Origin of the sequence: Jejuia spongiicola, from assembly GCF_023502325.1 — a bacterium.
Lineage (GTDB): Bacteria > Bacteroidota > Bacteroidia > Flavobacteriales > Flavobacteriaceae > Wocania_A > Wocania_A spongiicola.
The window spans coordinates 554,896-574,378 of the sequence record NZ_JAMFLZ010000004.1 but is presented as its reverse complement, the minus strand read 5'-3'; the positions used below and the strand labels follow the sequence as shown (position 1 = coordinate 574,378).

21 protein-coding genes are annotated in these 19,483 nt (G+C 30.7%); 10 read left to right on the top strand and 11 right to left on the bottom strand.

What is annotated here, in order from left to right:
- Window positions 1–116 precede the first annotated feature (116 nt).
- The 9 genes from M3P09_RS12350 to M3P09_RS12310 all read left to right on the top strand — a co-directional run bounded on the left by M3P09_RS12350 (window position 117) and on the right by M3P09_RS12310 (window position 8,313).
- On the top strand, window positions 117–632 hold the full coding sequence (locus M3P09_RS12350) for an RNA polymerase sigma factor (protein ID WP_099563697.1): 516 nt from the start codon (window positions 117–119) through the stop codon (window positions 630–632).
- A 10-nt stretch (window positions 633–642) separates the two neighbouring features.
- Window positions 643–1,143, top strand: a complete 501-nt coding sequence (locus tag M3P09_RS12345; RefSeq protein WP_249973364.1) for a hypothetical protein — start codon at window positions 643–645, stop codon at window positions 1,141–1,143.
- A 155-nt stretch (window positions 1,144–1,298) separates the two neighbouring features.
- Window positions 1,299–2,195 carry a FecR family protein gene (locus M3P09_RS12340; protein WP_249973362.1) on the top strand — a complete coding sequence of 299 codons (897 nt, stop codon included), beginning with the start codon at window positions 1,299–1,301 and terminating at the stop codon, window positions 2,193–2,195.
- Window positions 2,188–4,542 (top strand): TonB-dependent receptor plug domain-containing protein, encoded by a 2,355-nt coding sequence (locus tag M3P09_RS12335; RefSeq protein WP_249973361.1) that lies wholly within the window; start codon window positions 2,188–2,190, stop codon window positions 4,540–4,542. The genes M3P09_RS12340 and M3P09_RS12335 overlap by 8 nt, the downstream gene beginning before the upstream one ends.
- 23 nt (window positions 4,543–4,565) lie before the next feature.
- Window positions 4,566–4,940 carry a hypothetical protein gene (locus M3P09_RS12330; RefSeq protein ID WP_099563701.1) on the top strand — a complete coding sequence of 125 codons (375 nt, stop codon included), beginning with the start codon at window positions 4,566–4,568 and terminating at the stop codon, window positions 4,938–4,940.
- A gap of 85 nt (window positions 4,941–5,025) precedes the next feature.
- Window positions 5,026–5,205 carry a hypothetical protein gene (locus M3P09_RS12325; RefSeq protein WP_099563702.1) on the top strand — a complete coding sequence of 60 codons (180 nt, stop codon included), beginning with the start codon at window positions 5,026–5,028 and terminating at the stop codon, window positions 5,203–5,205.
- Between the two features lie 274 nt (window positions 5,206–5,479).
- Window positions 5,480–6,160: a hypothetical protein gene (locus M3P09_RS12320; protein ID WP_249973359.1), complete on the top strand. Its 681-nt coding sequence runs from the start codon at window positions 5,480–5,482 to the stop codon at window positions 6,158–6,160.
- A gap of 170 nt (window positions 6,161–6,330) precedes the next feature.
- Window positions 6,331–7,791, top strand: coding sequence for a sulfatase (locus tag M3P09_RS12315; protein WP_249973358.1), 1,461 nt, complete (start codon window positions 6,331–6,333; stop codon window positions 7,789–7,791).
- Window positions 7,792–7,917: 126 nt separating this feature from the next.
- Window positions 7,918–8,313, top strand: coding sequence for a hypothetical protein (locus M3P09_RS12310; RefSeq protein WP_249973356.1), 396 nt, complete (start codon window positions 7,918–7,920; stop codon window positions 8,311–8,313).
- A 54-nt stretch (window positions 8,314–8,367) separates the two neighbouring features.
- On the opposite strand, the gene M3P09_RS12305 is transcribed toward M3P09_RS12310, so the two are convergent.
- The 4 genes from M3P09_RS12305 to M3P09_RS12290 form a co-directional block, all read right to left on the bottom strand.
- Window positions 8,368–8,787 carry a hypothetical protein gene (locus tag M3P09_RS12305; protein ID WP_249973355.1) on the bottom strand — a complete coding sequence of 140 codons (420 nt, stop codon included), beginning with the start codon at window positions 8,785–8,787 and terminating at the stop codon, window positions 8,368–8,370.
- Between the two features lie 64 nt (window positions 8,788–8,851).
- Entirely contained in the window at window positions 8,852–9,562 is a 711-nt protein-coding gene (gene lipB / locus M3P09_RS12300) for a lipoyl(octanoyl) transferase LipB (RefSeq protein ID WP_099563707.1), read from the bottom strand.
- Window positions 9,555–10,361, bottom strand: a complete 807-nt coding sequence (locus tag M3P09_RS12295; protein ID WP_249973354.1) for a hypothetical protein — start codon at window positions 10,359–10,361, stop codon at window positions 9,555–9,557. Before M3P09_RS12295 ends, lipB begins: the two co-directional genes overlap by 8 nt.
- 73 nt (window positions 10,362–10,434) lie before the next feature.
- The gene (locus M3P09_RS12290; RefSeq protein ID WP_099563709.1) at window positions 10,435–10,593 is read right to left on the bottom strand and encodes a YqaE/Pmp3 family membrane protein; all 159 of its coding nucleotides are present in this window, start codon (window positions 10,591–10,593) and stop codon (window positions 10,435–10,437) included.
- Window positions 10,594–10,839: 246 nt separating this feature from the next.
- Here M3P09_RS12290 and lysS point away from each other — a divergent pair, with 246 nt between their 5' ends.
- A complete protein-coding gene (gene lysS, locus M3P09_RS12285) occupies window positions 10,840–12,531 on the top strand; it encodes a lysine--tRNA ligase (RefSeq protein WP_099563710.1) in 1,692 nt (563 codons plus the stop codon).
- A 252-nt stretch (window positions 12,532–12,783) separates the two neighbouring features.
- Here the strand turns inward: lysS and M3P09_RS12280 are convergent, their stop codons facing one another.
- The 7 genes from M3P09_RS12280 to yiaA all read right to left on the bottom strand — a co-directional run bounded on the left by M3P09_RS12280 (window position 12,784) and on the right by yiaA (window position 19,358).
- Window positions 12,784–13,608 (bottom strand): alpha/beta hydrolase, encoded by an 825-nt coding sequence (locus M3P09_RS12280; RefSeq protein ID WP_099563711.1) that lies wholly within the window; start codon window positions 13,606–13,608, stop codon window positions 12,784–12,786.
- Entirely contained in the window at window positions 13,568–14,446 is an 879-nt protein-coding gene (locus M3P09_RS12275) for an alpha/beta hydrolase (RefSeq protein ID WP_099563712.1), read from the bottom strand. The genes M3P09_RS12280 and M3P09_RS12275 overlap by 41 nt, the downstream gene beginning before the upstream one ends.
- 86 nt (window positions 14,447–14,532) lie before the next feature.
- Complete coding sequence (locus M3P09_RS12270; RefSeq protein ID WP_249973353.1) at window positions 14,533–16,173, bottom strand: dipeptidyl-peptidase 3 family protein; 1,641 nt, start codon at window positions 16,171–16,173, stop codon at window positions 14,533–14,535.
- 42 nt (window positions 16,174–16,215) lie between these two features.
- Window positions 16,216–16,776 carry a GDYXXLXY domain-containing protein gene (locus M3P09_RS12265; RefSeq protein ID WP_249973351.1) on the bottom strand — a complete coding sequence of 187 codons (561 nt, stop codon included), beginning with the start codon at window positions 16,774–16,776 and terminating at the stop codon, window positions 16,216–16,218.
- 11 nt (window positions 16,777–16,787) lie between these two features.
- A complete protein-coding gene (locus tag M3P09_RS12260; RefSeq protein ID WP_249973349.1) occupies window positions 16,788–18,065 on the bottom strand; it encodes a DUF2157 domain-containing protein in 1,278 nt (425 codons plus the stop codon).
- 6 nt (window positions 18,066–18,071) lie between these two features.
- Entirely contained in the window at window positions 18,072–18,758 is a 687-nt protein-coding gene (locus tag M3P09_RS12255) for a CPBP family intramembrane glutamic endopeptidase (RefSeq protein ID WP_099563716.1), read from the bottom strand.
- Window positions 18,759–18,875: 117 nt separating this feature from the next.
- Window positions 18,876–19,358: an inner membrane protein YiaA gene (gene yiaA, locus M3P09_RS12250; RefSeq protein WP_099563717.1), complete on the bottom strand. Its 483-nt coding sequence runs from the start codon at window positions 19,356–19,358 to the stop codon at window positions 18,876–18,878.
- Between the last annotated feature and the right edge of the window lie 125 nt (window positions 19,359–19,483).

Below are 19,483 nucleotides of genomic sequence, written 5' to 3'. Positions count from 1 at the left end.
GAATATAAAACAGGATAACTTTAAAAATTCCTACCCTCTCTAGTTAAAAAAAAAAAAAAAACTCAAACTCCAAACTCCAAAAAACCTTATTTTAGTGACACCAATCAAAACTATCAATGGGGAAACAATTACACGATAATATTTGTGAAGAACATATTTTTTCTTCCATATTTAATAAACACTCAAAAGATTTACACAACTTTTTATACTATAAGTTTGGTGAATTACTAAACCCAAAAGACAAAGTACAGGAAGCCTTCATTAAATTATGGCAAAACTGTGCAAAAATTTCTCCTGATAAAGCAAAGAGTTTTGTTTTTACTACTGCTAATAATTTAATGTTGAATGAAGCAGCACACCAAAAGGTTGTATTGAAGCATCAGCAAACTAAACCTAAAATGTCTACCAACGAAAGCCCAGAGTTTTTAATGCAAGAGGCTGAGTATAATGATAAACTACAAAAAGCATTAGCAAATCTAACCGAAGCACAACGGGTTGCTTTTATGATGAATCGTGTTGAAGGAAAACGTTTTAAAGAAATTGCAGCGCTCTTAGATATTTCTACCAAAGCTGTTGAAAAACGTATTTATGGTGCTTTAAAGAAATTGAGAGAAGATATTAAGGAATTATAAAATTATTTACATGAAAATAAGAAGTATTCCATTTACACTACCTAAACCTAAATTGAAAGTAATAAAATCTGTCACAGTTTATATTTCTGAAAAACATTCTGAAATTATTGTTGCACCCATTTCTAAGGAACCAAAAGACAGCTATCATTATGAACAAGAAAAATGCGAAGTAATTGATCTGAAATCCTCTCAAAAAATTATTGGAGAAACTATTAAAAGAAATTTTAACAAATTTAACATTAAGGAGAATAAAGATGGGATGGGTAAAATCTCAGATTGGTCTGCTTTAAAAGCAAGTAAAGAAAAAAGCGGTAGAAGGTTTGAAGAAAAATATAGTCGATTTAGTATTTGTGGAATAACAGACAGAAATAACACTCTAAGAATTGAAAGTGTGAAAAACTTACCAATTCAAATTGAATTGACAAGTACAATTTCTGCTCACTGTGAACCATCTGAATTAGGAAATAGAATATTAAAAATGTTTCGTTTGGATATTATTGAGAGAAAGTGAAAAATATTTTTCGCGCAAAAACGCTAAGACGAAAAGTTTTGATTCTGTGAATCTCAGTGTAACGTTTTGGGATTTGGAATTTGAGTTTTTTGATTTTTTTTAACTAGAGGGTAGGAAAAAATAAAAGTTAACTGTTATATAGTTGTATAAGAATTATGGACAAAGAAATTTTAATATCGAAATGGTTAGATAACGATCTAAATGATCAGGAACTTGAAGCGTTTAAAAACCTTGAAGATTATGATGATTTAATAAAGTTGGATAACAGTATGCAAGCTTTTAAGGCTGAAGATTTTAATACTTCTGCCGAATTAGACCAAGTGTTGTCTAAAATTAAAAGCACTAAAAAGCAAACCACACATTGGATAAAACCATTAATGCGTGTTGCTGCTATACTTGCTGTTTGTTTTAGTTTATACTATTACACTACCACTTTAGATACTACAATTACAACCAAGTTTGCTCAAAAAACTACTATAAAATTACCAGACGCTTCTAGTGTTTCGCTTAATGCTAAATCGTTGTTAGCATTCAATAAAAAAGATTGGAAACACGAGCGCGAAGTAGAACTTAATGGTGAAGCTTTTTTTAAAGTTGCCAAAGGTTCTTCATTTAATGTTATTACAAAATCAGGAACCGTTACGGTTTATGGTACTCAATTTAATGTAAAACAACGGGACAATTATTTTGAGGTTATTTGCTACGAAGGATTAGTTGGTGTGACACACAACTCTCAAGAAACAAAGTTAAAGCCTGGAGACAGATTTTTAATTATTGATGGGAAACAAATTGTTAAAGAAAAAGAAAGTCGCTTAACACCTTCGTGGTTAAATAACGAAAGCCTATTCAAAAGTCTACCTTTTAAAGAAGTTATTGCAGAGTTTGAAAGACAATATAATGTAGATATTACGCTTTTAAATATAAATTCTGAAGAGTTAGTTACTGTTGGTTTCCCTCATAATAATATAGATGTTGCAATAAAAAACATTACCTTACCTTTACACTTAACATATAGTAAAGACAACAATACTATAACATTAAAGCGTGAGTAGAAAAGGTACACTTTCTATCTTTATACTATTGTTTTTTTTGAATATTTCGACTTTAAGTTCTCAAACTGTTCAAAAAGAAAAGCATTCGCTCGCCGTTGTTTTAAAAATTATCGAAACTAGATATAACATTAGCTTTTCTTATGCTGATGCTACTATTCAAGATAAAAAAGTAGTTATTCCAAAAGAAAACTTAACTTTAGAAGAGGTCTTAGATTTTCTAAAAAACAAAGTCAAACTAGATTTTGAATTATTAAACAATCGATTTGTTGCCATTAAAGCTTTAAAAACTCAAGCAACATTTCACAGAACACAAAGGCTAGACGAAGTTATAATAACTAATTATTTAACCACTGGCATTACTAAGTTAAACGATGGTGTAATTACTATAAAACCTGAAACTTTTGGTATTCTCCCTGGGTTAATTGAACCCGATGTTTTACAAACCATTCAATCGCTTCCTGGAGTTTTAAGTATTGACGAAACCGTATCTAACATTAATATTCGTGGTGGCTCGCACGATCAAAACTTACTTCTTTGGGATGGTATAAAAATGTATCAATCAGGTCATTTTTTCGGGTTAATTTCAGCATTCAACCCCTATACCACAAAACAAGTTAATGTTTCAAAAAACGGAACCCCAGCAAAATATGGTGATGGTATTTCTAGTATTATCGATATGCAATTGCCTAACGAAATTGATAACACATTTAAAGCAGGTGGTGGGTTTAATTTAATAAACGCCGATGTTTTTGCAAAAATCCCACTAACTCATAATACAGAATTGCAAATTTCTACACGTCGTTCAGTAACAGATTTGGTAACTACTCCAACTTACGACTTATATAAAAAACGTGTTTTTCAAGATTCAGATTTAACAAATTTTAATCAAAATGATAATGCTATCGATAAAAACGAATCTTTTTACTTCTATGATATAACAGCAAAATTTTTATATGATATTACTGAAAAAGATAAAATCAGACTTCAGTTTTTAAACGCAAACAACAAATTAAATTACGAAGAACAAGCCAATATTAATGATAGAAACGAAGCTTTAAATAGTAAACTGTCACAACAAAATTTGGCTTTAGGGTTTTCGTACACTAGAGATTGGAACTCAAAACTTTCAACTACCGCTCATGCATATGTAACAAATTACGATTTAGATGCCACCAATTTTGATATCATAAACAATCAGCGTTTAATTCAAGAAAACGAAGTGTATGATGGTTCTGCAAAATTGGATATAAACTACAAACACAATAGTCAACTAAAATTAAATGGCGGGTATCAATTTATTGAAGTAGGTATAAGCAATCTAGAAGATGTAAACAATCCAGTTTTTAGAAGTTTTATAAGGGATGTTGTTAGAAGTCATTCGGTTTATGCCGAAGGTGCTTTTTTATCAAACAATGGCAAAACCAACTTAAAATTTGGAAGTAGAATAAACCACTTCCCAAAATTTGATATGATTGTTTACGAGCCTCGTTTAAGCTTTAGTCAGCGATTTATTAACAGCTTTAGGTTTGAATTGTTAGGGGAACTCAAAAGTCAAACCACTTCTCAAATCATTGATTTGCAAAATGATTTTTTAGGTATTGAAAACAGGCGTTGGGTTTTATCTAACAACAATATAGATGTTATAACTATTAATAATAAAAATATTCAACCAGTTCCTATTTTAAAGAGTAAACAAGCCTCAGTTGGCATTCATTATAATAAAAACAAATTGCTAATTAGCGCCGAAGGTTATATTAAAAAAGTTGATGGTATAACTACTAGGAGTCAAGGCTTTCAAAACCAATATCAATTTATAAACAGTGTTGGGAGTTATCAAATTAAAGGTTTCGATTTTTTAGTAAACAAACAATTTAATAATGTTGTTAGCACTTGGTTAGGCTACACTTATAGTAAAAATGATTACACATTTCCAGATTTAAACAATGGTAATCCGTTTCCTAATAATGCCGACATTCGCCATGTATTAGCTCTTTCAGGTGTGTATACTTACAACGATGTTAAATTAGCTTTGGGTTTAAATTGGCATTCTGGAAAACCAACAACTTTGCCAGATGTTAATGATGACCCTAGTGATAACCTTATTACATACGCTGCACCAAATAGTAGTAATTTAGATGATTATTTACGTGCTGATTGTTCTGCAACTTATGCTTTTGATATTTCTGATTCGTCTAGAGCTGTAGTTGGTGCTTCAATTTGGAATATTTTCAATCAAAAAAATATTATTAATACCTATTATACTTTAGATACCGATAATATGATTAACAAAGTTGAAAATCAATCTTTAGGGATTACCCCTAATGTAAGTATTCGTGTTAATTTTTAATAAAAGTATTATCTTTATACTAAATGTTTTTAAAAGGATTACATAAATGGTTGGCAAGCATTGCTTTATTAGCGGTTATTGTATCGTTTTCAGGGTTTACCTATTACCCTTCTTCTTATCATAAAACACAAACCGAACTTGTAATTAATAATACTTCTAGTCATCAAGCTATTAGTAAATCATTTTCCTTTTTAAAGCGTTCACCCCAAAACATAACTTTTAATCAATACACTACCTTTTGTTTTAAGTGGTTATTAAACACGCATCAATACAACTTTAGTATCACTTTAAAGTCTCAAAAGGAGGCGATTTTACAGTTTAATAAGCAAATGTTTTTAGAGCAAAATCTTATAGCTCAAATCTTTTCAGACGATTATCAGAGCAACCTCATAAAGTAAACAATCCCTTGCCTCTTGGCAACATTTCGAATTACAGTTTAATCTGTAACATCAAAAGATGTTACACACTTACCTTTTTTACTTTATGAAAACCTTAAAAAAAGGGTTGAGGCTTTTTGCCTTGGTATTAATAATTGCATTGGCTTCTGTTTTGCCTGTACCCATAAATTTTTATAGAAAAGATAATTTACCAAAATACACTATTGAACAAATAGACACTAAAGATGATGATACCGAAGAAGATGATATAAAAGAGCTATTTTAAGAACTTGATTTTGTCAGAAAAAATCGATAGCTTCGTTTGTCGTTGTATATAAATCACTTGTGCTGAACTTGTTTCAGTATTAAAAGGGATTCATATACTTGAAAAACATTATGGGCAATTAGGACTGAAGAGGATCCAAGACAACCAATTTCAACAAGATTAGAAATAGATGTTTAGAAGAAATAAAATAACTAAAGAAATAATTAGCAATTTACCTGACAAAGTTGACTTACCAAGTAAATTCAATCAATTTGCTAAACTTAGACTACCTGGCATGATTGGATGGTCAGACATAGAAACATTTCAACTTAAATCTTCAGCAAAAAAAGAAATAGTGCCGTTTTTGAATTTCGACGATGGAGGAATTTTAGCTTTTTGGTATTTTGGACATGAATGTATTATAGTTTATATGGGGTCAGAAGGTGAACAGGAGGTGATTTCAGAGAATTTCGAATTCTTTCTTAAATTATTGTGCGATAAGCAGACAAGCTTATCAATATTCGACGATTCTGAAATAGATTTTAATATCTCATATCAAGACATAATAATTAACTCAGAACGAATAAGTGAATTAAATAAACATTTTCTAGTATGGTATAAAGAACATACTTCTCTTTTAGAGCCTGAAACATCGGATTATTCTGAGAAATTAAGAAGGCAGATTATGAAAATTGCGATTGATTTTCTAGATGATGGACTATGCAAGGTTTATACAAAAGAAAGCGAGTGGTGGAATCTTTCTTTTAATATAAAAAAGGATAAAGACAATATATACATTACCTACCTTGATTATGGAAAATGGTATAATTTGCCTCCTAAATATGAATTGGAAAAAGTGGTGATAGAATTATTAGAATTGGTGAAAAATAAGAATAAAACAGAATATGAATTATCTGTTTGTTCTGCGGGAATTGTATCTATTGACAGGGATACAGAACTCGTATTAGAAAAATAAAGGCCCATAACAATAAATATACGTAATGCGGGGCGATTTAGTAAATTTGAACATTTAATATACAAAGTAGCGGTTTGATAGTGCAGTGCCTTGAAATCCCTCACTACGCATATTCGAGGCGTTAAACGAACTTTAAAAATTTATCATAAAACCGTTACCCTTAACAAAACATGAAACCAATAACATATATCTTATTTTTCTTATTCAGCATAACACTGTTTTCACAAGACAAAAAACCAAACGTGTTGTTTATTATTTCTGATGATTTAACAGCAACCGCAGTCTCATCTTACGAAAATAAAGCATGCCATACACCAAACATTGACAAACTAGCTTCAGAGGGTGTTAGATATACTAAAGCCTATACGCAATATCCCGTTTGTGGTCCATCAAGAGCCTCTTTTATGTCGGGGTACTACCCTAATGCTACTACTACATTTGGTTATGTAAGCGGTAGAGAAAATATAGGCCCTGAAAGAAAAACGTGGTCACAATTATTTAAAGACAACGGTTACTACACAGCTCGGGTGAGTAAAATTTACCACATGGGTGTCCCTATTGATATTGAAACAGGTTCCAATGGGCAAGATGATCAAGCCTCGTGGACTGAGCGTTTTAATAGCCAAGGACCTGAATGGAAAGCTATTGGTGATGCCGAATTGGTTCAAGGAAATCCTGATGGAAAAATAGAGAGAAAGGGTGGAAATGTAATGACTATTGTAAAAGCCGATGGTGATGATTTAGTGCACTCTGATGGAAAAACAGCTAAAAAAGCTTCAGAGCTTATTAGAAAACACAAAAACGAACCTTTCTTTTTAGCGGTTGGTTTTGTAAGGCCACATGTGCCTTTTGTAGCTCCAAAACCATATTTTGAACCGTATCCGTTTAACAACATAACACTACCTAAAAAACTTGATGGTGATTGGGACGATATTCCAAAGCGTGGTATTAATTACGTAACTAGTGTTAATGCAAAAATGTCTTTAGAGCAAGAAAAGAAAGCGGTGGCTGCATATTATGCATCTGTATCGTATATGGATGCTCAAGTTGGAAAAGTACTTAAAACACTTAAAGAAGAAGGTTTAGAAGATAATACCATTGTTATTTTCACTTCGGATCATGGGTTTCATTTAGGTGAGCATAATTTCTGGATGAAAGTAAGTTTACACGAAGAATCTGTTCGTGTTCCATTAATTATTAAAGTGCCGGGTAAAAAAGCAGCTGTTTGTAATTCTTTTGTAGAATTGATTGATTTATACCCAACTATTGCTGAATTAGGTGGTTTAAAACCACCAAAACATATACAAGGGAAAAGCTTGGTAAAAACTATTGATAAGCCAAAAAAGAAAGTTAGAGATATGGCTTTTAGTGTATCGCAGGGCGGAAAAACCTTTTTATTGAGGAATGATAAATGGGCATATATTCAATATAATGAAGATGCATCAGCAGGTATTGAACTTTTTGATATGAAAAAAGATCCAAAGCAGTTTACCAATTTAGCACATAATCCAAAATATGCTAAAGTTGTTATACAGTTTAAAAAGAAATTAGCTAAAAAATTAAAAGCGGTTAGGACTAACGATTTAGGAATTAGCTATTCAAAAAAAGAACCTATTGGAACTTATGATTAAGTAATTGTATTATGTTCTCTTTTCAAAAAAAACACCTTTAATATTTCATTTTATGATTCTATTTTATGGAAGTAGACGCAACCCATAGCTGCCTTTTTCATCTATAAGATAAATCATCAAAAAGAAATGAGACAAATTAATATACTTTCTGCTTTAATATTCTTTATAGTTTTATCTTGCAATAATAACGACGATGGTATAAGCAATACTTGCAATGTAGCAAACCCTGTTGAAGATTTTGCTTGGTTAAAAGAAAAGGTTTTAGATATTGAACAATCTACCCAAGTCGATGAATTTTATATTTCTCAGGCAATCTATGAAGGAGAAACTGTATTTATAGTTGGTAATTGTTGTGCTAATTGCAACTCAGTCTTACCAGTATATAACTGCGAAGGTGAACGTATTAATATACTTGGGTGTTCAGAAGAGTTTATTAACTTCAATATCTTGAATCGAGATACAGTTATTTGGAATTCCAAAAATTTTATTTGTAAAGACTCTGATGTTCCTTTGTGCAATTAAAAATCAATTAAATCTAGCTTTAAAAAAAGATTGAACTTAGATAATTATCACAAACTAAAGGTCATCATCTTGTGCCCCTCTTATATCATCAATCTTATTTATTTTAGATTGTTTTTTAATAATATGCCTTTTTTTGTAAAGCCATTTTTCTTCTAAAATGAGTATCACTCCAATCAATAAAATAACACCGCAAAAAATAAGCGCATAAAATAATTTGGGATTTAAATCTATTTCTCTGATGCTATAAAATGAATAGATCATAAACAAAGCCATTGAAGAAATAGATATTGCGAAAAGCAAGTTACCCACCCATAAAAAACTGTCATTTAAATCTTTGTAAACATAGTTTATACTGTAATGCTTTAAAGTTTTTATATGATAAATTATACTTAAAACACCAGTAGGAATCATTGACAAAGGAATAAGCATACTATATTCAAAAGAATTATTCTCCACAATTATAATAGTATACATTAATGCAATTGATATTGAAGTAAGTACAAAACAACAAATCAACAACACTATTTTAAGAAAGCGTTTAATTTTCATTATTAAAAAACTCAGCTTCAAAAAGTGCTTTAAAATGCTTTAGTAGTTTTTCTTTTACCTCTTCCATAGGCACTTCTTTTACTCCAAGTTCTACATTTAAAGAGGTTACTGCTTTTCCACGAATACCACAAGGTATCATAAGGTCAAAATAACCCAAATTGGCATTTACATTTAGTGCAAAACCATGCATAGTTACCCATCGGCTAGCACGCACGCCCATAGCACAAATTTTACGAGCAAATGGTGTACCTACATCCAGCCAAACACCTGTTTCTCCTTTGCTACGCTCTGCTTTTAAGCCGTATTCTGCAAGCGTCAAAATTATCATTTCTTCAAGAAAACGAAGGTATTTATGTATGTCGGTAAAAAAATTTTCTAAATCTAAAATAGGATAACCAACCACTTGCCCAGGGCCATGATATGTTATATCTCCACCTCTATTCACTTTATAAAAGGTGGCGTTCTTTTCTTTTAATTGCTCTTCTGTAACAAGCAAATTAGAAAAATCTCCACTTTTACCTAAAGTATAAACATGTGGATGTTCTACAAACAAGAAATGATTATTAGTTTTTAAACCAGCGTCTTCTCGTCTATTCTTAATTTTTGTGTCTACAATGTTCTTAAACAATTGTTCTTGATAATCCCAAGTTTGTTTGTAATCTTTAAGTCCTAAATCTTGAATTTCAATCTGCTTATTCATTTTCAAATTCAATATTAATATCCAATAATTTTGGATTACTTAAAAAGTCAATCCAACTATATTTATATGTAACTGTTTTTTTATCTGTAGATAATTGGGCATTTTCTATAGATGTAGATTTTATTTTCTTAGAAAAGGTGTATTCAACTATATAAAAAGAGTTTTTAAAATAGTCTAAAAACTGTTTATCTTCTTCACTGTTCTCATCTAATTTAAAGGCTTTAGCGGTTTTCTCTTCAGAAACAGTTGTAACTCTTGAGAAACCATTTTCAGTAAAATTATAATCAACATCATTTTCTCCATTAACCATAAATTTCCCTAATGGAGAGCCTTCTTTCATTGCGTCTACTTGACTATTTTGAGAATTAAGAGTTTTTGCTTTTTCGATTCTTTTTTGGATATCTTTTAAGTCTTCTATAGCATTAAAATTAAGTCCTACCCCAAAGTCAAAAACATTATTTGCTTCGTCCATCTTCATTTTCATATACATATCTTTAACAACTTCTAAAGCAAGACGTTTTTCCTTTGGTAAAGCAGAAATACTATCTTTATAAGTTTCCATTATTTCACTAAAAACCATAAGTGTATCAACAACCTTACTTGGTTTTTTTTCGTTTGTGCTAGTGGAATCGCCTCCTTCAGAAAAGGCATCCTTCATTTGAGACATAACCGAAGCCATATCATAGTTTACCAAAAAATTTCCAGAGCCATCTTCGTTAAATACTATAGATTCTTTTACGGTACAACTAGAAAAACTGACTATGATGATAACTAAAAGTAAAGTATAAATTCTATGCATAATATGTGTTAAATTAGAATGCAAAGATACTACTTTAAAAAGTAGAAAATATGTTTATAAATGTGCTTTAAAGCTACCTATTGGGGTTATTAATAATAACCAAAGCAGCTATAACACCAGGTACCCAGCCACAAAGCCATAATAAAAAGGTGATTAAAATAGAGCCGCAACCTTTGTCTAAAACAGCTAGGGGTGGACAAATAATAGACAGTAAAACTCTCCAGAAACTCATGTTGATTTTTAATTTAAATGTTTATTGATTGATAATGTACTTGTTTGACGTTATTAAACTTATTTTGTTACATATTATTTTACGTTAGGGGTTGAAGTGGCATCCTTTTTTGAGGTACGAAAAAAAGATATAGCGGAAAGCCCGACCCTGAATCCTTTTTTAGGGTAACGCCCAAAAAATTAGTTTTAAAAAGATAGCTTTTAATAGTATCTTTGCGCATTAAAATTTACACTCAGTATTTATAATATGTCGCAATTATCAGAGCAAGAATTAGTAAGAAGAGAAAAGTTAGCGAAACTACGCGAATTAGGCATTAACCCTTATCCTGCAGATTTATACCCTGTAAACCACACCTCGAAACAGGTAAAAGAGCAATTTGAAGAAGACAAGAAGGTAATTATTGCTGGTAGAATTATGTCTAAAAATGTACAAGGGAAGGCTTCTTTTGGACAATTACAGGATGCTGAAGGTAAAATTCAGGTATATTTTAACAGAGATGAAATTTGTACAGGTGACGATAAATCTAAATACAACACTATCTTTAAGAGTCTTATAGATTTAGGTGATTTTGTTGGAATTGAAGGCGAATTATTCACCACTAAAGTTGGTGAAAAAACTGTGCGTGTAAAAGATTTTAAGTTGCTTAGTAAAGCATTAAAACCTTTGCCTTTACCAAAAGAAAAAGATGGTGTTGTTTATGATGCTTTCACGGACCCTGAATTACGCTACAGACAGCGTTATGCAGATTTGGTTGTAAATCCACATGTAAAAGAGGTATTTGTAAAGCGTACTAAGTTATTTAATGCGATGCGTCAATTTTTTAATGATGCTGGGTATTTCGAAGTTGAAACTCCAGTTTTGCAACCTATACCTGGTGGCGCCGCTGCTCGCCCGTTTGTAACACATCACAACGCTTTAGATGTACCTTTATATATGCGAATTGCTAATGAATTATATTTAAAGAGGTTGATTGTTGGTGGTTTTGATGGAGTTTATGAGTTTTCTAAAAATTTTAGAAATGAAGGCATGGATAGAACTCACAACCCCGAGTTTACTGCTATGGAAATTTATGTAGCCTATAAAGATTACAACTGGATGATGGATTTCTGTGAGCGTCTTTTAGAGCATTGTGCTATTGCCGTAAATGGTACGACAAAAGTAACTTTTGGTGATCATGAAATAGATTTTAAAGCTCCTTATGCGAGAGTTACTATGGCAGACTCTATAAAGCATTTTACAGGTTTTGATATTACTGGTAAAAACGAAGATGAAATACGACAAGCGGCCAAAGATTTAGGTGTTGAGGTTGATAATACTATGGGAAAAGGTAAGCTTATCGATGAAATTTTTGGAGAAAAATGTGAAGGTAATTATATACAGCCTACTTACATTACAGATTATCCGAAAGAAATGAGCCCGTTATGTAAAGAACATCGTGATAATCCTGAATTAACTGAACGTTTTGAATTGATGGTTTGCGGAAAAGAAATTGCTAATGCATATTCTGAATTGAACGATCCTATTGACCAACGTGAGCGTTTTGAGCATCAACTTAAATTAGCTGCAAAAGGCGACGACGAAGCTACAGAGTTTATAGATCATGATTTTTTACGTGCTTTAGAATATGGTATGCCTCCAACATCAGGAATGGGAATTGGTATGGATAGATTGATTATGTTTTTAACCAATAACCAATCCATTCAAGAAGTTTTATTCTTCCCACAAATGAGGCCAGAGAAAAAAACCGTAGCTATTAGTGATGAAGCAAAAACGGTTTTAGAGGTTTTGAAAAAAGCAGAAAAGCTGAAATTGAACGATTTAAAAACACAATCTGGTTTATCAAATAAAAAATGGGATAAAACCATTAAAGAATTAACAAAAAACAACCTTGCTAAAGTTGAAAAAACTGATGATGGTTTGTTTGTAGAAGTAATATAAGCTTAAATAAATACTATCGTAAAAAACTAAAGCCAGTAGTGAAATTTCACTACTGGCTTTTAACTAACAACTAACTAACCAACAAACTTATTTTATGAATACTACGTTTGTAGTATCACAAACTAAACTCTATACAAATAGACGTCTTTTAGTTGAATTTATTATCTGTATTTAGAAATGTTTAACGCTTACAATTACAGCTTTATGCTTTCTTTAAGAAATAAGAATTAACTTGTTAATTTTTTAAGATATTTAAGGAAGTATCTTTTTTATTTGAGCATGGTATAACTCATAATTTATAAGATTTCCATGATTTCCATTTTCAATAGTCACAAAAGTAGTTATTGGCTTTGGAGATACTTCAAACAGTTTTTTAGCTGATGCAAAAGGCACTACTGAATCTTCGGTACCATGAAACATAGTAATTGGGCATTTTACTTGTTTTATATATTGATTTGTTTGTAGTTTATATTTTAATAATGCCTCAACAGGAAACATAGGAAATCTAGATTTAGCTACATCGATAATACTATAGTAAGGAGTTTCTAAAATAAGTTGTTTAGGCTTATTCTTGGAGGCCAAATAAGTTGCCACCCCCGTTCCTAAAGACCTTCCATAAAGCGTAATACGCGCTTCGTTATAATGCTCTTTCAAATAGTTGTAGCATAATTGTCCATCGTTATAAAGCGCTTTTTCACTTAATTTTCCTGTGCTTTTACCATAGGTTCTGTAATCCATTATTAAAACATCATATTGCTTTTCAACAAAATATTCAGCTATAAGTCCCCAGCGCGATAAATCACCTGCATTTCCATGAAAATATAATATTACTCCTTTTGGATTTTCTACTTTAAAATGAATGGCATTTATAACCGCATCATCATCCGTTTTCAAAAACAATTCATCAAAAGGTTGAGAAAATTTATACACATAATCTTGCTCTAAAACTGTTGGTAGAAACAGCATTTTTTCTTGTAAAAAATATAATAAAGAGCCAACCATAATATAGATGCTTAATAAAATTAAAGCAAACTTCTTAAGCTTTCGTTTTAGTAGGTTTTGATGTGTGTTTAACATGAATACTTGTGGTTGACAAATCGATATCGTGTGGTTTTTGATTTAGAATATCGTGAATCATTTTATGATAAGATTCAAAGTTATTTAAATTTTTATGACCTCCGCCTATAACCGAGTGAAGCTTTGTTAGTTTTGGGTTTACTTGAGATAGTTTAACACTAGTTTTGTACGGAATTAAATTATCGTTTGTACCATGAATAATATGAATAGGGCATTTTACATATTTTAACCACTTATATGTAGGTAACGGGTATTTTAATAAAACACTTAACGGCATAAAAGGAGCATAACGGGCTGTAACTTTAGTTAAGCTGTAATATGGCGCATCCAAAATAAGTTTTTTAGGGTTATTCATTGAAGCTAATTTAGCTGCAAAACCTGAACCTAAAGAACGACCGTAAAGTATAATTCTGTCTTCTGTAGTACGCTCTTTTATTTTATTATATACTTCTTGCAAATCTCGTTTAATGGCTTTTTGCGAGCGTCTGCCTGTACTTTTTCCAAAACCACGATAATCTACCATTAGTACATTATAATTGTGCCGAGTAAAATCTACTGCAAATTTCCCCCAACCTTTTATGCTTTTAGAATTTCCTTTTAGATATAAGACAATACCTTTCGATTCGCCTTTAGGTTTAAAAAGAATACCATTAATAACTGCACCATCTCTGGTTTCTAAATTATGCTCTTCTATATCTTGATTTTCATAATTAAATTGAAAATCTTTTGGTAGTTTTTCTGGTTTAAACAGCATATAATCCTGTAAATAATACAAAGCAATGCTTATTGCTATATATATTATTGCTATAGTTATAAGTGTTGATAACCAGTATACCATTTAAAATGTTTTTACTAAATATATAAAATATAAACTAAAAAGGCTTTAGTAGGTTACTAAAGCCTTTTTTTGAATATGATACTATTTTACATCCCTAAAGCTGTTAAACCTTGTTCGAAAATTACATCAACTGGAATGTTTGCCGAACTTAAACGGTCTAAATCTGATTGTAATTCGTTTGAAATAATACCTTTATCTTTTACCAAATCTGCAACACCATCATAATCACCATTTCCTTGAAGTGTTAATATTAAGCCCGACAGATCTTTCATAGCCACTATCATGTTGTCATAATTTACTTTATAAACACCGTTTTCATCTCTACTAAATGCCCCTTTTTCTTTAAAGAAATTAAAGCGAATCATATTAGCTTTTCCATGAGCACTAGAAGCTCCAAAACGCACAGATCGAAAAATACTAGCCATAAACGTAGTCATGTAGTCTTTCATATCGCCATCAATTTCTCCTTTGCTATGTAGTTGTTGCACCATATATAAACCTAAAACATCTGCCTTCCCTTCTTCTAAAGCACTTGAATGTTCTTTAAGCGATGTACGCACCGTTCCTTTATCATTTATAGTGTTTTTAATTCCTAAACCGTGAGCCACTTCATGAAACATTGTGTTTGCAAAAAAAGCATCAAATGTGATATGCTTGCGTTGTGTTTCATCTATTAAAACTTCTGATATTGGAACTAATATTTTATCAAATTTTGCTTGCATTGCATTTTTAAGTTGCAATCTTCTTGTCCCTTTTTGTAATTGTACTTCTTCATCATTAGGCAAGTTAATAGCTATTGTTTTACTTCCCGAATTACAATCGCCTGCATAATACACAACATCGTATGCATTTAAATCACTATCTGTTCCTGGAGTTTCTTTTTTATAAGCATCATCTACTGGTAATCCTTTTTGTAATTCTGGCAAGAAACTAGCAAAGCGAGCTAATTTAGCACTCCACTCCTGATCTTTAATAAGGACATAACCTTCATGAGCAGCTTTGTTTCCAAACATTTGATCTTCATAGGTTTCAATTGGACCTATTACTATATCTAAGGTGTTTGTTTTCATATCCATCCAAGCTAAATCACTAGGTTGATAATTATCGTCCAACATGGCTTGGGCTCTTAATTCCAAATACTTTTTAAGACCTGCGTCATCAGCCAGTTTTGAAGCTTCAAGCAATAAATCTGAAACCGTCTTAACCTCTTTTTCAAATTGTTGATGGTAGGGAATTGAATATAACTTCCCTTTTTCGTCGCGTCTAACAAAATTATATATGCTCGATTTGTTTTCTATATCTGCAGCTTCAAATTCTTCTTTTGTCATATCCTTTGGGTAATAATTTGCCCCTAAAGGCTTAGCTTCTACCCCTTCAACAAAAGGCGCATTACCATCTAATCTATCCCAGGGACCATAGTTAATTTTTACAAAAGTTTTAGTGTCGGCATCAGAAACTGAATTTAATAATGCTGTCTTATCTCCATAAGATTCATACCAAAACAAATCATTCATTATATCAGCTGCTTTAATTAAAACAGGTATCATCTTACGCTCATTATCGGTAAGTTTACTAAGGTCTGTTGTTAGTTTTACATTAACATACTTACTTAAGTTTTTTTGCATTTTAGTTTGTGAGATTTCTTTATTTTGGGTTTCTTCCTTTTTTTCTTGTTTACAAGAAAAAGTAAACACAGTTACTATTAGTAACACAATTATTTTTTTCATTAGTAGATATTTTTATGAATTGTCTCAAAGTTAGCCAAATTTTCACTTCTTTTCCACATAATCTTTAATAGACATTTCGTTAATAATCACGTCATTTAAAACGGCTTCGCCATTTTTTATATAAACCAAAGCATAAGTGTTGTTTTTAATAGAGTCCCGTTGATTATTTCTTACTGCAACTTCGGCATTATAAGCTTTGGTTTCTTCCATATAATAACGATTAAATGGTAAATTGAAGTTTAATTTTTGTTTATTTTTATTGTACCACCATACTTCTCCAACAATAAAATCTTTATTTAAATTTAAAGGCACTTTACTTACTTGATTCACTTTTGCAAAACCTAAACTATCGGTATCTAAATACACGTAAACTTTATCTTTTCTTTCCCAAAGCGTATCGGTAGTTACAAAAGAGCTTATCTCGTAATTTAAATTGATATACTTACCTCTATATGGGTCGCTAGGATCGACAGGTTGTGTTTTAAACCTATACGCGGTTCCTGTGTTTATAACAGATTCTTTATTAAAAATCATTTGTGCTGGCACAAATATTTGTGCAATAGCTACAACTATAAATAGTATAAATATATGTATCGTTTTCATTTTCCTTTTTTTTAATTTCTTATTGATTTTTGCTTTTTAAGCATCATGTAATTAGTTAAAAAGAATCCAACACCAACACATACAAACAACAAACCTCTAACTACAAAACTCATATTCGTATCGAAAAAACGACACACAATTAAGGTAGTTATTATTAGTAAACCGTAATTTAAAATACCAAAATGAAATTTGTCTGCACCAATTTTTATAGCTACAATACCTAAAACGAGAATAATTAAATTAACTAGAATTGTTGGAATAATGCTACTTGTTATTCCTATAAAAAAGATGGCTGTAAAAATTATAAATACATATTGAAAAAGATTGAAACTTTGAATCCATTTTTTCGAATGGGAATAAATCAAAACACTTAATGCTAATAAGAAAAGTATAATTGAAATATAAAACTCTTGAGAGTTAAAAATAATATCATGTCTTAAAATATCTTTCCATAGCCACTCAAAACTAGCAAACATTAACATGTAAATGGTTCCTAAAGAACCTAAAATTAAATAACCATTTCGTCTTAATTTCTGGTTGTCGAAAAAAGATAATTTTCCAATGTTATAAAACAACCCAAACAAAATAACATACATTAAAAATCCAAACTCTTCGCTTCTATTTACAAAAGCCCCCAATACAATAACTACACTTAGAGGCAAAAACCAATTAAAAATTGAGGTGACATTATGTGTCTTTTTATTTTTTAGTAATTGGTAATAATGTGGTATCATTATAACTAACAATATTAAATACAACCAAGGTGTTTGATTACCATCAAAATACCCATAAGAGCAAGCATAATTTGTTGCAAAAACAATGTGTAAAACGGCTAAAGCGTTAGATTTTAGTAGGTAGATTAGTGGTGCGCAAAGTAAAATCCACATTAGCATATAACTGCTAAAGTTTCCTGGAATATTGTAAATTTGGCTTACCAATGCCATACTCGCACCAACTGCAAAAAACAAAAATACTCCCGAAGCTTCCCTCCATGTTGCACTCTTTTTCTTTAAGATTGTGTAACCCACAATAAATTGACCAATAATTAATGGTGTAAAAGCAAAAACTGTTTTTATACTTCTGGAAAAATTATCCCAATTATGTGCCAGAATTAAAATAATACCAAGGCCAACTAATGTTGAACCTAAGACCGCAAAAACCGTGAATAATCTATTTGGTGAACTTTCTTTTTTAGACTTATAGAAGTTTTCAATATCTATAGCGACTTCGTTTGTAATAACTTGTTCTTCAACAAGTTTTTTTATATCGTTTTGAATTTTTGAATTCATATTTTTTTAGTTTATAAATTTTAAAAACACTTCTTGAAAAGGATCTCTATTAACTACAGTATAATAAAATATAGCTCCTAACCAACCATGAAAAATGCCCATAGCATAAATATTCTTTATTTTTAAATAAATATATCCATAAAATAAGGCTAATAAAAAGGTTCCTATCATTAACCATTTTGAAGGAAAATGAACTATAGAAAACAGTGTAGCCGTTATAAATATAACTGAAAGTTTATTCAATTTCTTTTTATTAAGGTCTTTTAAGTTTCCTGCTATTAATGCAATAGTTATAAACTGCTGTATACTTCCCCAAATTGGATAGGTTATTAAAAGTGGTAAAATATGCCAGGTTAAATTAATTGTATTTTGACTAAACCCTATAACAAGAAATGAAATTATAGATATAACCGCAAAAGGTATCATTAGCTTAACCGTACTTTTAAAATTATCAGTTCTAAAACCCCAATATTTTAAAATATTTTTTTCTCGCTTGTATCTGTATAAAGCATATAAGCTCCAACCAATTATTGCAAATACTACAAATAACAATCTCCAATTTAGAAAATCCATGAAAATAAATTTTCCAATAGCTGTTAAAATTACTGCTGCAATTTCTAGTATTCTTGCTTTATCAGAAATCAATCGTTTTTCAGAGAACTCTAGCAAATCTTCTGTGAGTTTTGGTTTCATTACTTAAGATTTTTTAAAACCTCACAGCTTATAACCATGAGGTTTTGGGTTAACTAACTAACCAATCATCAAAACAATCCTTTTTGTATTCTTTGTTTTGATTTTTGTTGACTATTTCTATTTTTCTTCATTACTCATTCTATCAATATACTGTACATCTCTGGTGTTTTTCTGCACAGCAATAGCGGCAAATAAACTTAGCAGAAAAGACATACCATAAAATCCTTTTTCACTTAGCAATAAATCTGCATTCCAAAGCCCAATAATTAATAAAACAATAGATGCTATTGTTGTAAACCAACTAATACTGTAATAAATATCGGTTACAGGTATATTTTCCATTTTATCTCTCACTGCTTTTTGCACAGAGATCACCGAAAACAGTCCAAACAGCAGAATAGTAAAATAATAACCTTTCTCGTTTAGTAACATTTCTGCATTCCATAAGCCTATACAATACGAAGTCATCCCTATTAATAATGCTGTCCATGAAGCACCAATAAAGGCAGAAGTTGGTTTCTGGTCGTAAACTTCGATCTCTTTTATAGTTTCTTTTTTTCTAGATTTTTCATCCATAGAAACTGTTGTCTCATAATTCATAATTTTTGTTTTAATGATTACAAGGCAAAACTGCAAAACTTATAGAAGTTGTAAAACACAATTTTTAATAAAAACTGACGATATATTATACGTATTTAATAATTAAATAATTATATTTATTGATA